General features: G+C 65.1%; 11 protein-coding genes and 1 pseudogene. 1 reads left to right on the top strand and 11 read right to left on the bottom strand.

Going from position 1 to position 13,309, the window contains the following annotated elements:
• Positions 1–30: 30 nt before the first annotated feature.
• The 10 genes and pseudogenes from ADT71_RS26465 to ADT71_RS26515 all read right to left on the bottom strand — a co-directional run bounded on the left by ADT71_RS26465 (position 31) and on the right by ADT71_RS26515 (position 9,361).
• The gene (locus tag ADT71_RS26465) at positions 31–738 is read right to left on the bottom strand and encodes a polysaccharide biosynthesis/export family protein (RefSeq protein WP_165913208.1); all 708 of its coding nucleotides are present in this window, start codon (positions 736–738) and stop codon (positions 31–33) included.
• A gap of 59 nt (positions 739–797) precedes the next feature.
• Complete coding sequence (locus tag ADT71_RS26470) at positions 798–1,592, bottom strand: acyltransferase (RefSeq protein ID WP_054441756.1); 795 nt, start codon at positions 1,590–1,592, stop codon at positions 798–800.
• Positions 1,574–1,876, bottom strand: coding sequence for an acyltransferase (locus ADT71_RS35210; protein WP_054441757.1), 303 nt, complete (start codon positions 1,874–1,876; stop codon positions 1,574–1,576). Before ADT71_RS35210 ends, ADT71_RS26470 begins: the two co-directional genes overlap by 19 nt.
• Positions 1,873–3,222 (bottom strand): hypothetical protein, encoded by a 1,350-nt coding sequence (locus tag ADT71_RS26480; protein ID WP_054441758.1) that lies wholly within the window; start codon positions 3,220–3,222, stop codon positions 1,873–1,875. Before ADT71_RS26480 ends, ADT71_RS35210 begins: the two co-directional genes overlap by 4 nt.
• Positions 3,219–4,544: a glycosyltransferase gene (locus ADT71_RS26485; protein ID WP_054441759.1), complete on the bottom strand. Its 1,326-nt coding sequence runs from the start codon at positions 4,542–4,544 to the stop codon at positions 3,219–3,221. Before ADT71_RS26485 ends, ADT71_RS26480 begins: the two co-directional genes overlap by 4 nt.
• Positions 4,545–4,546: 2 nt before the next feature.
• Positions 4,547–5,812 carry a nucleotide sugar dehydrogenase gene (locus ADT71_RS26490; protein ID WP_054441760.1) on the bottom strand — a complete coding sequence of 422 codons (1,266 nt, stop codon included), beginning with the start codon at positions 5,810–5,812 and terminating at the stop codon, positions 4,547–4,549.
• Positions 5,813–5,889: 77 nt separating this feature from the next.
• Positions 5,890–6,788: pseudogene (locus tag ADT71_RS36045) on the bottom strand (sugar transferase).
• Positions 6,712–7,299 (bottom strand): hypothetical protein, encoded by a 588-nt coding sequence (locus ADT71_RS26505; RefSeq protein ID WP_054441763.1) that lies wholly within the window; start codon positions 7,297–7,299, stop codon positions 6,712–6,714. The pseudogene ADT71_RS36045 and the gene ADT71_RS26505 overlap by 77 nt, the downstream one beginning before the upstream one ends.
• 109 nt (positions 7,300–7,408) lie before the next feature.
• Positions 7,409–7,696, bottom strand: coding sequence for a hypothetical protein (locus ADT71_RS26510; RefSeq protein WP_054441764.1), 288 nt, complete (start codon positions 7,694–7,696; stop codon positions 7,409–7,411).
• Between the two features lie 294 nt (positions 7,697–7,990).
• Positions 7,991–9,361, bottom strand: coding sequence for an EAL domain-containing protein (locus tag ADT71_RS26515; RefSeq protein WP_054441765.1), 1,371 nt, complete (start codon positions 9,359–9,361; stop codon positions 7,991–7,993).
• Positions 9,362–9,514: 153 nt separating this feature from the next.
• Here ADT71_RS26515 and ADT71_RS30810 point away from each other — a divergent pair, with 153 nt between their 5' ends.
• Complete coding sequence (locus ADT71_RS30810; RefSeq protein ID WP_082370580.1) at positions 9,515–10,522, top strand: site-specific integrase; 1,008 nt, start codon at positions 9,515–9,517, stop codon at positions 10,520–10,522.
• A 676-nt stretch (positions 10,523–11,198) separates the two neighbouring features.
• Here ADT71_RS30810 and ADT71_RS26520 read toward each other — a convergent pair.
• A complete protein-coding gene (locus ADT71_RS26520; RefSeq protein ID WP_054441766.1) occupies positions 11,199–13,304 on the bottom strand; it encodes a malate synthase G in 2,106 nt (701 codons plus the stop codon).
• Positions 13,305–13,309: the final 5 nt, after the last annotated feature.

Here is a 13,309-nt window from a genome sequence, read left to right on the forward strand (position 1 = left end):
CAGGGCGGCAGGGGGCGGCGGCGGGATGGCTCATCGGTAGGCCCGGAACACGGCGACGAGCGGCGCCGTCGTCAGGATGTCGCGCCAGGCCGCCTTGAGCGACGAGAAGCCGACGACCACGGTGTCCCCGCCAAGGATTTCGGGATCGGGCAGTTCGCCTCTGCGGATCATGCCCACGTCGAAGACCGCGCCCATGGCCTTGCCGTCGACCGTGCGCAGTATGACGATTTCGCCAAGCGCGGAGATGCGGCTGGTCCCTTCGGCCATCGCGATCGCGCCCAGCAGCGTGGTCCTGCCCTGCACGGGGTAGATACCCGGCTTGGTCACGGAGCCTTCCACCACCACCTTCTGCGACACCGCCGTGGTGAGATTGACGGAAACGTCGGGATTGCGAAGCATGCGCTGGCCGAGCCGGGCGGCGATGTCTGACGCCAGCCCGTCCGTGGTGAAGCCGCTGGCCCTCACTTGTCCGATCAGCGGCAGCGAGATGTTGCCGCCGGTGGTGATCTGGACATCCTTGAGGCTGAGGTCTGGTTCGTTCAGCACGGTGAGGCTGATGACGTCGGAAGGGCCGAGGATGTAGTCGCGCCCGCTTTCGGGGGAAACGGCGGGGATGACCTCGTAAGCCGCCTCGTCACGCGGCAGGTCGGGTCGCGCGCAGCTTGCGAGGAGCGAAGCCAGCACGGCGCAGCCAAGCACGCCGGAAATTCGGTGGGGCCGCGGGAAAAGGGGTGTCACGTTCGCTGTCCTGGATTGAAGGGGTGTCGAGGGGGCGTTCCGTTCGAACCGGGCGGGCATCACACGGGATGGCCTCCGAACCGCTTTCGCAGGGGCGCGAGCCGTCTGGTCGTCAGGCTGTAGGCCAGCGACGAGATCGCGATGGTCGCTGCAAGCGAGAGCACCGCGCGCAAGTGCGGAGAGACGACGAACCGCTCGGCCAGGGAATAGACCGGATAGTGCCAGAGGTAGAGTTCGTAGCTGGTCTTTCCGAGGTAGCGGATGGGCGGCAGTTCGGCGATCCGGCGGACCCAGGCGTTACGCGCCGGGAAGATCGCACCGCAGAAAGCCGCGCCGATGGCGATGCTTTGCGGCGTGTACTTGAAGGCCGTTTCGTAGAACCCGGACCAGTGGACCAGCGAGAGCAGCATCGCCAGCGCCCCGCCCCAGAGCAGCACGGCGCCATGGCGTTCGATCCATGCCTGCCCGATCCGGCCCCCGTCGAGCAGGAGGGTGAGCAGCACGCCCCAGCCGATCGCGTCGATGCGGGTCAGGGTGAAGTTGTAGTTGATGTCGTCCGCGAACCGGGGCGTGGCGGCCCAGACCAGCATCCGCAGGACCAGTGCGCCTGCCAGCACCGCCGAGATCATGCGGATCCGGCCCGCGCTGCCCCGTACCAGCAGGAGCACGGGGGGAAGCAGCAGGTAGAAATGCTCCTCCACCGCAAGGCTCCAGAGCGGTTCGAGCGCGTCGTAACCGGCATTCCAGCCCAGCAGGCGGGAGCCTATCTTGTGCACGTTGCCCAGGTACGAGAACGAGAGCAGGACCTGGCTCCAGGAGAAGCCGGCCGGGTCCGTCAGCGCCAGCAGGGGCACTGCGACGTCCCCATGAGCGCGAGCGGCGGCAGCAGCCTGATGAAGCGCCGGACATAGAACCGGCCAAGCGCGATCTGTCCGTATGTCTTCTCCTCGGCAAGCATGAGCCGGGTAATCAGGAACCCGCTGATGAAGAAGAAGATCGAAACCCCGAAGCCGCCGGGGATATAGGGCACCAGCTGGTAATGGGCGGCGATCACGATCGCCACGGCAACGAGGCGCAGCCCGTCGAGCCCGCTGACGTAGCCGAAGCGGGCACGGGTCTGGTTGGTATGCGCGGTCATGCCGCCATCTCCCGGTGCGCCGGAACGGCGGGCAGGGCGCTGCGGTTGCCGGTACGGAATCCGGGATTGAGCGCGAGCCCGATCAGCAGCCAGAAAGGCGGATAGGCGGCCGGGAAGCTCTGCACCCAGGTCATGAACATCATCGCCAGGGCAAGCGGCACGTAAGGCAGGGCCGAAAGGCTCACGGTCCTGAAGAGCAGGAGCACGAAAGCCAGCCCGGCCAGGCCGTATTCCAGGAACAGCACCGGGAAATAGGCGACCGGCGATCCGGTGAAGCTCAGCGGGACCGAAGCCGCGTAATAGCCGGTCAGGCCGAAGAACCTGCCGAGATCGTACTGCGCGTAGAGCTGCGCGCCGACCTTGAGGAAGGAGCCCGCGCCGTAGCCCATCAGCCGGGAATCGATCATGCCGAGGATGCCCACGGCATTGTGGACGATGCGGTAGGACAAGGTGGTGTTGAGCAGGCCCGAGGGCGAGCGCAGCGACAGGATGACCAGATCGAGCCCGCGCACGCCCGTTTCGGGGGCCATGCCGATGGTCAGCACGAGCGCCGCCGCCACGCCGCCTGCGGCGAGCAGGCGAAAGGCCACGGCGCCCCGGATATCGGCCCGGCTGCCCGCGCCTTCCCGCGTCAGGTAGAACAGCCCGCCAAGCACGATCACGGCGAAGAAGCCCGAACCGGACTGCGACAGCGCGACATTGAACAGGGCAAGGCCGATGGGCCAGGCAGGCACCTTGTATCCGCGGTCCGACAGAACCTTGCGGGTTATCAGCGCCAGCAGCACCATGAAGGCCATGGTGAAGCCGAAGTCGGTGGCCTCGGGCGCGAGCCCGGTCGCCCCGCGCCCGCCGGCCACGCCCTGCGCCGTGGGAACCAGCGGCTTGGTAATCGCCAGGTACAGGCCCTTGCTGACGAACCCCAGCACCGCAAAGCCGCTCCACAGCGGCAGGGTGATCGTGAGCACGCGCCACAGCAGGATCGGCGAGACGTAGGGCGCGGCCACGATGATGGCCCAGCAGATGACGAAGCTTGCCGACCGGCGCAGGTAATAGTCGAGCCCGACGTTGCCCGGGTCATTGACGTAGAGCATGAACCACAACGCGAAGGCCAGCACCAGCAGCTGGAAGCCGTTGATGCGCAGCGACGATGTCAGCACGCGGTGCAGCACGAAGGCCCAGCACAGCAGCGCGGCCCAGGGCTGGACCTGCGAAGGCGCGGCGATCGGGCCGAACACCAGGTAGGGCAGGCAGCACAGGACGACGGCGCCGGCGAGAAGGCTGGCGCTGATGATGTCGTCCCCGTCATCGGCGGCGAACGGCGGGGCAACGTAAAGCCTGTCGTTCATGCCGGTACGGCTGCCCGTTCCTCGACCGGATCGGCAGGCAGGCCAAGGCTTTCGAAGATGGCTTTTTCAAGCTTGAGGAAATGGGATTCCCAGGTCCAGTTGCTCTCGACGTAGTGCCGGGCGGCCGCGCCGAGGGCGGCGCCGCGCCGCGGGTCGGAGAGGATCCCGATCACGGCATCGGCGAAGGCGGGCGCTTCGTCCGCCAGCAGCAGCGCGTCGTCCGGGGCCATGGTGCCCTCGTTGGCGATGGAGGTGGCGACGATCGCCTTGGCGCTGGCCATGTATTCGATGAGCTTGTTCTGCATTCCGCCCGCCGCCCGCATCGGATTGATGCAGACGCTGGCAGATCGGATGTTGATGCCCATGTCGCTGACCGTCCCGGTCACGCTGATGCCGTCACGCCCGTCGAGCTCGCGGATCGGCGCGGTGGGATCGCGGCCCTGGATGACGAGGTGGGCATCGGGAACGGCGGCGCGGATACGCGCCCAGCAATGCTCGACGAACCACAGCACCGCCTGCACGTTCGGCTGGTAGAGCATCGATCCCGAGAACACGACGCGGCCGGGCACGATTTCGTCCGGGCGGGCGGGGCGATAGTGGCTGAGGTCGGTGCCGTGAGCGCCGTAGACCCAGTTGTCGATCTCCGGCTGGCCCTGCGCGGCGCAGACCGCCTTGACCTTTGCCACGTCGGCCGGGCCGATCAGCACGGAACGCGTAAAGCGTTGCCAGACGCGCGCCTCGTACCACTCGCAGCGTGCGGTCTCGATCCGGTAGAGCCAGCGCCGCACCGGGTTGCGTTCGTTTTCGAGGATGCGGCGGGTATTGAGCGACTGCGAAAGCTGCATCGCGAGGAAGGTCGCCGGAAAGGTGGTGGCATTGCGATGGAGGCGTGCGGGCGGCTGCAGCACCGCGTGGGCGCTGCGCATGTAGTAGCAGTAGATCACGTCATAGGCGTTCGAACGCGTGGCGGCGGCGAGTTCGCGTGCCAGCACTTCGTTGCGGAACATCGCGACCTGGGCGGGCTCCCGCCTGAACAGCCCGGCGATCAGCCCTCGCAAGATCCGCACCGGACCGTGCCGGTAGATGCGAAGCTTGCGGCAATTGCGCTCCAGCCACTCGCGCTGGGTTCCCGACAGTTTCCCCTGCATGTCGAGCGTGTAGAGGTCCACATCGTGCCCGCGCGCGGCCAGAAAGCTGATGAGATGCGCGACGGTCAACTGGTCGCCGCGCATCATCGGGAAGGGCAGCCTGCTGTAGACGATCGCAATCCGCAGGGGGCGATCGCTCGGCGGGCAGTCCATGACTTTGGGAAGCGCCTCCATGGTCACGGCAGACGGTTGGTGCTGACATGCTTGCGCGCGTTCACCTTCAGGTCGGCGATGAGGCCGATGGTGTCGATCGCCAGGTCCCATTCCTCGCTCTCGGCCACGTCGCGCGGCACGAACAGGCGGTTGAGGGCGGGCAACTGGCTATAGGCATAGCCCAGGTTCTGCCCGATCAGCTTTGAGGGGATCAGGGTCGGATCGTAGACCGAAAGCTGATATCCGGATTCCAGCAGCTTGCGGGCAAGATCGACATTGGCGCTTTCGCGCAAGTCGTCGCTGTCCGCCTTGAACGAAAGGCCCGCCATCAGCACCTTGCCGCCTTCCGGCACGTTTTCCCGCACGTACTGGAACAGGAAGTACTTGTGGCTCTCGTTCGACCGCAGGACGGAATCGATCATGACGGTATGCGCGCCGACATCGGCGGCGATATACTGGAGCGCGCGCACGTCCTTGGGCAGGCAGGAGCCGCCGAAGGCGCCGCCCGGGCGCATGTAGTAGGGCGAGATGTTCAGCTTGGTGTCGGAAACGAAGATCTCGTGAACGCTCTGCGCGCTGATGCCGAGCTTTACCGCCGTTCGCCCGATCTCGTTCGCGAAGGCCACTTTCACCGCGTGCCAGGTGTTGTCGACGAACTTGGTGAATTCCGCTTCGCGGAAGCGGGTGACGAAGGTGGGCGCGGCGATGCCGTCGTAAAGCGCCGTCATGTTTTCCGAGGGCGCGCCATCCACGGTGCCGATCACGATCTTGGGCGGGTGGAAATAGTCCTCGATCGCGGTCGCTTCGCGCAGGAATTCCGGGTTGTAGACCAGTTCGATGGCCTGCGGCAGCCGGTCGCCCAGTTCCGCCTCGAAGATAGGGTGAACCAGCGTTTCCAGGCTGCCCGGCCGGATGGTGGAGCGGTATACCACGGTCAGCGGACGCGGCCGGTTCGTGGTGACCGCGTTGGCGATCTGGCGGCTGACCTCGCCGATGTACGACATGTTGTGCGAACCGTCGGGGCCGCTCGGCGTGCCCACGCAGACGATCGCCATGTCGCATTCGTTGACGAGGTCGCCAGCGTTCTGGGTATAGGACAGGAGCCCCAGCTCACGGCCTTCGCGCAGCAGTTCGTGAAGGCCCGGTTCGGCGATCGGGCAGCCGCCGGCGTTGAGCTCCGCGACCTTGGCCTCGTTGACCTCGACGCCGCTGACCATGTGTCCCGATCGTGCCAGGCACGCGGCCGCAGTAAGGCCGACATAGCCCATTCCGAAAACAGCAATATGCATTACGCCAGTTCCTGTATGTATGCGTTCGGTCCGGCCGGGCTTTCACCCGGCGGAGATGCAAGAAGGGAAAGTGTTGGTCAGAAGGCGGACTTGCCGCTCAGCGCCATGACGGTCCGGCAGACGATCCTGATGTCGCCCGAAAGGGACCAGTTGCGGACATATTCGAGATCCGATTCCAGCCGGTTCCTGAGGTCGGTGTCTACGAAAGTGGTCCCGCGGAAGCCGCGCACCTGCGCCAGTCCGGTCAGTCCCGGTTTGACGGCGTGGCGGTGCCAGTATGCGGCATCGACTTCCCAGTAGAGCTGGTCCCCGGCCTTCGCGCCGAGCGCGTGGGGCCTTGGTCCGACGATGCTCATGTGGCCGAGAAGCACGTCTATCAGCTGCGGCAGTTCGTCGATGCTGGTGGCGCGGATGAAGCGGCCGACGCGGGTGATCCGGTCGTCGTCGCGACCTCTCGTCAACTGGCTGCCGTGGAGATCCTGGGTCTCCACCTTCATGCTGCGGAACTTGTGCATCAGGAAGGTGCGGTTGCGCGTCCGATGCGCGGCTGGCGGAACATCACCGGGCCGGCGCTGTCGATCCTGACGGCAAGGGCGGTGAACAGCAGCAGCGGCAGCAGGGCCACCAGCGCCGCGCTGGCGAACAGGATGTCGAACCCGCGCTTGGTGATCCGCTGGTCGAGCGAGAGCGGCTCGGCCGCGACCTTGAGCGTGGTGCGTCCGTCGAACTGGCCGGCTCCCATCGGCGCCAGTTCGCCGACTTCGTCCACGACCACTTCCACCGGAACATTGGCGCCTCGCAGCGCCGCCACCCACAAGGCGCGCTTGTCTGAGGCACAGGCCACGACGACGCGATCGGCGTTGTTCGCCAGCGTGCCGAGACGGGCAAGGGCGGCGGGGTCATTGAGATCGGCGCGCAGCCCGTGGGCCTTCACGTCGACGATGATGCCGTCGGAAATCGCCATGGCCGTGGCCATCGACTGGTCGTCCAGCAGCACGATCGTCGGGCATGACCGGACGCGCGCGCCACCAGCGCGACGCGAGCAGGCTGGCCAGCCCGAACCGTGCTACACCAATGGTCAGGGCCGAAGCGCCGACCGCGCAGGCGAGGGTTTCCGAAATGCGGCCGGTCGTCCGCTCGAACAGGGCGGCCAGTACCAGCAGCGTCAGGAACGTCACCAGAATGGCGAGCCAGGCCCGCTGCACGCTGCGCACGGCATTGGAGGCCAGCGCCGGCGAAAAACTGCCGCCGTAGCAGGCGACTGGGAAATAGGTGGCCGCCAGCATGAGCATGACGTGTTCGTGCAGGTTTCCCCAGGCGGCGGGCCAGGACGCCAGCAACAGGGCATGGCCGGCCAGGAATCCGGCGCCGTCGGCCGCCAGCAACTGGCATCCGGTCAGCAGGAAGCGGAGCGGCTTGCCATAAGGCGCGGCGACGGCGTCCCGCAGCGGCAGGTCGCCGCTGTCGGGTGCCTCGATGAAAGGCATTGGACTTTGAACGGAAGTGAGCACACGCCCCCCTATCGCCGGGCGATACCGTCCGGCGCGACTGTGTCTTCAATGGATGTAACCGCCTCCCCCAGAGGCGGCGCGCGGATCAGGACGCCGGGCTGGCGGGCGGATCGTCGGAGTTGCTGATGGCAACCGCGGTCAGGCCGCCTGCGGCAATGATGCCGCCCAGAGCCCATAGCCACGAGCCTTGCAGGATGCCTCCGCCCGCCGCGGCGGCAGCGCCGCCGCCGGCAGCGGGCAGGCCTTCGGCGCCGGTCTGCGTGGCCATCCTGGTGCTGGCGCGCTTCACGCGCTCGGGCGCCGGAGGCGCTGCTGCCACGAGGCCGAATGCGGCAATGCCCGCGATGAGATAAGTCGGACGAAATCCGGACATGTGAAATTCTCCAATCCGGGCGGATATATCCGAAGATAATCCGCCGTATGGTGGGAAAAATTATTGCATTTCTGTTTTAATAAATGCGTTTTTCGGAGTGTTTTCGTTATCTGAAATGTTGTCTATATAAATGTATCGAGATAAATTCTGATATTTAACGAGTTAATTCATATAATATAGTGAACGGAGAGGTGCGGCCGGGCAGTTGTTCGCCCCCACGAAACAAGGTGCCGCACCTCTCGGCCTTCGGAGGCGACCCGAAGGAAGTTGGACGCCCGCAGGACGCCGGCCTCTTCACTGGACGAATCTCAGCGAAGGTTCCGGCGCGCACTGCCAGCCCCGTGATGTTTCCGGCGGTTGCGGAAGTCCGTCCGCCACGTAAGGTCTTGGTCGGCAGCCGCAGGGCTGGCCCCACAGGTAGCCCTGCTGCCAGTTCACCCCTGCCTCCAGCGCGATATTCCGGTGCTGGGAGGTCTCGACCCCTTCCGCGACGACGGTGGCGCTGATCGACTTGGCCAGTTGAGCAAGGGAAACGAAGATCGCGCGGCCGCGCTCCGAAGCGGTGGCCCGGCGCAGGAACAGGCTGTCGATCTTGATGATGTCGGGCGCGAAAGCCAGCAATTGCCTGACCGAGGCGTACCCCGTGCCGAAATCGTCAAGCACAATGCCGCAACCGAGGCGGCGCATCGTATCGACGAACCGCACGGCATCGGAGACTTTCGGGAAAGATGCGGTTTCGGTGATTTCGAGCAGCAGGCGCCGGGCGATGTGACCGTTGCGCCGCAGGGTGGACCGGATGTCGTCCCACCAGGGATCGTCGCTCAGGCTCAGGGCGGACAGGTTCACCGCGATCTGGATGTCTTCCGAGCGTTCCAGTTCGGCGATCACCTGGCGGACCATGAAGAGATCGAGCAGGCGCACGAAGCCCAGCCGCTCCATCGAGAGGATGTAGGTCCCGGGGCGTTCCGGCAGGCCCTTGCTGTCGGATAGCCGGGCGAGCGCCTCGAAGTAACGGGTCACCCCCGAGTCCGCGCAGCGTACTTTCTGCCAGAACGGGCGCAGGCCTCCGCTTCCGGCAGTGCCGTCCCGCATCGACTTGAGCGCCGTGAGGGCGTGGGAGACGATCGCCATGTCGGCCCGGTAACGCTCGGCTTCCTCGCCATACTCGGGAAGGGCGCCGACGAAGGGAAACATCCATTCCGAAACATCGCCCGGGCTGGAAGCGTCTTCGCCGGAATCGCTTTCGCCGGAATCGCTTTCGGGGGTGAAGATGCTCCAGCAGGCCGAAACCCAGACATGGATCGGCCCCGCCTTGCTGGCGAAGGCCAGCAGCGGGATCGCTTCGCAGACCGTCGCCGCCCAGGCCGCGCCGCTCGCGGGGGTCATCGTGTCGCCGAGCCGGGTGCCGCGCTTGATCCTGACCTCCAGGACATCCGCGCGGCATGTCTCCATGGTGCCATTGTCCTGGACGAGCCGGGCGATATGGTCATGAGCGGTCGCCACCGCCTCGGAAGCGAGTTCCTGGCCATAGGCGGCCACGAGATGCGGATAGTTTCCAATGCGGAACCAGAAGAGCGCCGTGTCAGGGTATCTGGCCAGGCGGGCAACGTGAGCCGCGCCGGCCCTGGTGCCCTCGGTTCTTCGTCTGTCCGCGTTAATAGCCATTGCCAACCCCCACATCAGCAAGACTCCGAGTGGAACTGCCGTGTCTGAGACGGTTTAGCCAAAAGTGTCTCAAACCGCCCGGAGCGGGGTTTTGGTAGCGGCGTTAACGCTATGTCTTTACCGGATAATCCGTCACCGCGAGGGCTTCATCATATGCCATGGACTGTCTATAATCGGCACGGACAACGCAAATATCTTACTAATAATGAGATCGACGCATTCATACGTTCCGCACGTAATCGAAGTGCGGATGTGCGAACGTTTTGCTGGATGCTGGCCTATACTGGCTGCCGAATCTCCGAGGCGCTGTCGTTGACCGTCGACAGTATCGACTTCGAGGCCAAGCACGTCATTATCCAGTGCCTGAAAAAGCGCGGCAAACGCATATTTAGGGCAATTCCTCTTCCGCCCAACTTTCTGAGAGTTTTGTATAAATGGCTCCGATCGCGCTCCAGCGACGATCCCGAGTTGTGGCCATGGTCCCGCATGACGGGTTATCGCCGGATCTGCGAGGTCATGGAAAGTGCGGGAATAACCGGCACTTATGCCAGCCCCAAGGGTCTGAGGCACGGGTTCGGCGTCCGTGCGATCCAGGCCGGAGTGCCGCTTACACTGGTCCAGAGATGGCTTGGACATGCGGACATCAAGACAACAGCAATCTATACCAGCGCAGTCGGACCAGAAGAGCGGGAAATCGCGGCCCGTATGTGGCGGCAAAAGATCACGGAGAAATCGAAATTCTCCGATATGTTGCCCGGTGACGACTTGGTGGAATTCGCCGGAGAACCGGTATCGACCGCGAAGGTGGCAGAGGGTGTGTCAGGCGGGTCAGTTAACAGGCCGTCGTCGAAGGATATGGTAAACCCCGGTAAAGGTGATTTACTTAATCTGCCGGTTAACGGTGATCCGCAGCCTTGGCCGCAGAAAGCATCACAATCCCCTCTAAAAAGAATAACCTATTGCTCTGTGATACACTTTTGGCTAAAGTGTCGCGATCATTTTCGTTGTAATTCAATGACATGCGTTGATCCTGCGAATAATTTGGCCGATCCGGCGAACGACCCTTCGGCAGGCTCCGCACGCCTCTGCGGGCGCTCTGCAAGAGCCTTCTGGCCTCTGGGCGTGGAGAGTGCTCTCCAGTCGCTTTACGACGGTTGTTAATGTTAGTTGTTAAGGGCGCGGCTTCCGATTCCAGCCTTCCCTGTCAGGCGCGGCTGGCCTGGAAGAGGCCATTCCGGCCTGATGCTGCCTGAAGCGGTGTCCAGTCGTTCTGTTTATGCAGACACTTTCCTCAATTCTTTGGCTTCACCTTCTCAGGCCTCAATTCTTCCGGTCTTCAGGCCTTTGATATCCGGCATAAGCCGCATGCCACGGCGATCGGACGGACGGGGCCCGCTGAGGCGTGCTCCCTGCCCTGCCGATGACGAGGCAGGGGATACGAGCGCACATTTGCGGGTGCCAATTACAATACATTCATGGCGCGAGCGCTCTTTCGTCCCCGGCGCCCAAATGCCAGCGCTTCCCGCCGGAACGTGGTCCATGCGGGACAGGTCGCCTTCGCGGCGGCGGCATGACCGCCGCAAGGCGGCATTCACAACTATAGCCCGGCGCGAAACCGGCCGGCGGGGTCTTTCGGGGTAAGGGGCGGGCAACTATGCGCCCGTGGGCCATCCTCTTGCGCTCAGCGAATGGTCTTGAGGCGCCGTGCGGGGGCGCCGCTCCTCGATGCCGGGCAGGGCAGAGGGAATGTGGCCGGGAAAAGGGGCCCGCGCAGGAATCAGGACCGCGGCCGCAGCCGCGATCCGTCAAATTCTTCCGTTAAGTGCGTTACGACCGTTCAGGCTGCGCTTTTGCGCTGGAGCCGGAAGCGGTGCAGCAGGCATTCGGTATATCCGTTCGGCTGGGCGGCCGCCTCGAAGATCAGGGCGCGGGCGGTCTGGAATGCCACCGAACGCTCCCGATCCCGTGACATCGGGCTGTAATCCGGGTCAGCCGCGTTCTGGGCGTCGACCTTTTCCGCCATGCGGGCCAGCGCGGCTTCCACATCGTCCTGCGTGCAGACGCCGTGAAGCAGCCAGTTGCCGAGCGCCTGCGCGGAGATACGCAGCGTGGCGCGATCTTCCATCAGCCCGACATCGTTGATGTCCGGAACCTTGGAGCAGCCGATGCCCTGGTCGATCCAGCGCACGACGTAGCCGAGGATGCCTTGCGCGTTGTTGTCGAGTTCCCGTTCGATAGCGGTCCGGTTCCAATCCGTGGGGCGGGCCAGCGGAAGCGTCAGCAGGTCGCCCAGCGATGCCGGGGGTTCGGCTGCGCGTTCGGACTGGCGCGTTGCCACGTCCACCGCATGGTAGTGCGTGGCATGAAGCACTGCCGCCGTGGGCGAAGGCACCCAGGCGGTGGAGGCACCGCTGAGCGGATGGGCGATCTTCTGCTCCAGCATGTCGGCCATGCGATCCGGCGCGGCCCACATGCCCTTGCCGATCTGCGCCCGGCCGGAAAATCCGGTCTGGAGGCCGATCTGCACGTTCCGGTTCTCGTAAGTGACAAGCCAGCGGGCGCTTTTCATGTCGCCCTTGGGCTGCATCGGCCCGGCCTGCATGGACGTGTGGATCTCGTCGCCGGTACGATCGAGGAAGCCGGTGTTGATGAAGACGATCCGGTCCTTCACCGCATGGATGCAGGCTGCCAGATTGGCCGATGTGCGGCGCTCTTCGTCCATGACGCCGATCTTGATGGTGTGCCGGGCGAGGCCCAGCATGTCTTCCACCGCATCGAACAGGTCGTTGGCGAAGGCCGCTTCGTCCGGCCCGTGCATCTTCGGCTTGACGATGTAGATCGAGCCGGCCGGGCTGTTGCGATAGCGGCCCCTGCCGTCAAGGTCGTGCAGCGCGATCAGGCTGGTGACGACGGCATCGAGTATGCCCTCGAAGGCCTCGCTGCCGTCTGGCAGGTGGACGGCGGGCGTGCGCATGAGGTGCCCGACATTGCGGACGAGCAGCAGGCTGCGGCCGCGCAGCGAGAACGGGCTGCCATCGGGCGCGGTGTAGGCGCGGTCCGGCGAAAGGTGGCGTCGCACCGATTTGCCGCCCTTCTCGAAGGTCGCTTCGAGATCGCCTTGCATCAGGCCCAGCCAGTTGGCGTAGCCATCGCGCTTGTCCGGCCCGTCCACGGCGGCGACGGAATCCTCGAGGTCGACGATCGTGGTGATCGCGGCTTCAAGCTGGATATCGGCAATGCCCGCCGGATCGGCGGCGCCGATGGGATGGGCGGGATCGATCACGATCTCGATGTGCAGGCCGTGATGGCGCAGCAGGATGTTGGCCCCCCGGCGCCCGGCGAACGCGGCAGGATCGGCAAGCACGGGATCGCCGCCCGCAAAGTCGGCCCAGGAGCCGTTGGAGAGCGGGGCCGCGCGGTCAAGGAAGGCCCTGGACCAGGCGATCGCCTCAGCGCCCCGTTCAGGATCGTAGCCCGGACCCGTGGCTTTGCCGGGCAGGGCGTCGGTGCCGTAGAGCGCGTCGTAAAGGCTGCCCCAGCGCGCATTGGCGGCGTTGAGCAGGAAGCGGGCATTGAGCACCGGCACGACAAGTTGCGGCCCGGCGATCGCGGCAAGTTCGGGATCGACGTTTTCGGGGGCGATCCTGAAAGGTGCCGGCTCGGCTGCGAGATAGCCGATCTCGCTCAGGAATGCCTGATAGGCGGCAGCATCGAAGGGCTGGTCGCGGTGCGTCCGGTGCCATGCGTCGATGCGGGCCTGAAGTCGGTCGCGGGTCGCCAGGAGGGCGGCGTTGCGCGGGGTGAAGCGCGCGAAGATCACGGCAAGGTCGTGCCAGAAGGCCTCAGGGGCGATCGCGGTGCCGGGAAGGGCCTGCTCCTCGATGAAGGCCGCAAGCGAGGATTCGACGGAGAGGCCGGCGCGGTCGATCGTCTGGGTGGCCATGCGGC

It is taken from the genome of Novosphingobium sp. ST904 (genome assembly GCF_001298105.1).
Classification (GTDB): domain Bacteria; phylum Pseudomonadota; class Alphaproteobacteria; order Sphingomonadales; family Sphingomonadaceae; genus Novosphingobium.

Coding starts and splice junctions, on each gene's coding strand:
- ADT71_RS35210 (WP_054441757.1), bottom strand. CDS start 1,876: ATGACCGCGCATACCAACCAGACCCGTGCCCGCTTCGGCTACGTCAGC.
- ADT71_RS26480 (WP_054441758.1), bottom strand. CDS start 3,222: ATGAACGACAGGCTTTACGTTGCCCCGCCGTTCGCCGCCGATGACGGG.
- ADT71_RS26485 (WP_054441759.1), bottom strand. CDS start 4,544: ATGGAGGCGCTTCCCAAAGTCATGGACTGCCCGCCGAGCGATCGCCCC.
- ADT71_RS26490 (WP_054441760.1), bottom strand. CDS start 5,812: ATGCATATTGCTGTTTTCGGAATGGGCTATGTCGGCCTTACTGCGGCC.
- ADT71_RS26505 (WP_054441763.1), bottom strand. CDS start 7,299: ATGCCTTTCATCGAGGCACCCGACAGCGGCGACCTGCCGCTGCGGGAC.
- ADT71_RS26510 (WP_054441764.1), bottom strand. CDS start 7,696: ATGTCCGGATTTCGTCCGACTTATCTCATCGCGGGCATTGCCGCATTC.
- ADT71_RS26515 (WP_054441765.1), bottom strand. CDS start 9,361: ATGGCTATTAACGCGGACAGACGAAGAACCGAGGGCACCAGGGCCGGC.
- ADT71_RS30810 (WP_082370580.1), top strand. CDS start 9,515: ATGCCATGGACTGTCTATAATCGGCACGGACAACGCAAATATCTTACT.
- ADT71_RS26520 (WP_054441766.1), bottom strand. CDS start 13,304: ATGGCCACCCAGACGATCGACCGCGCCGGCCTCTCCGTCGAATCCTCG.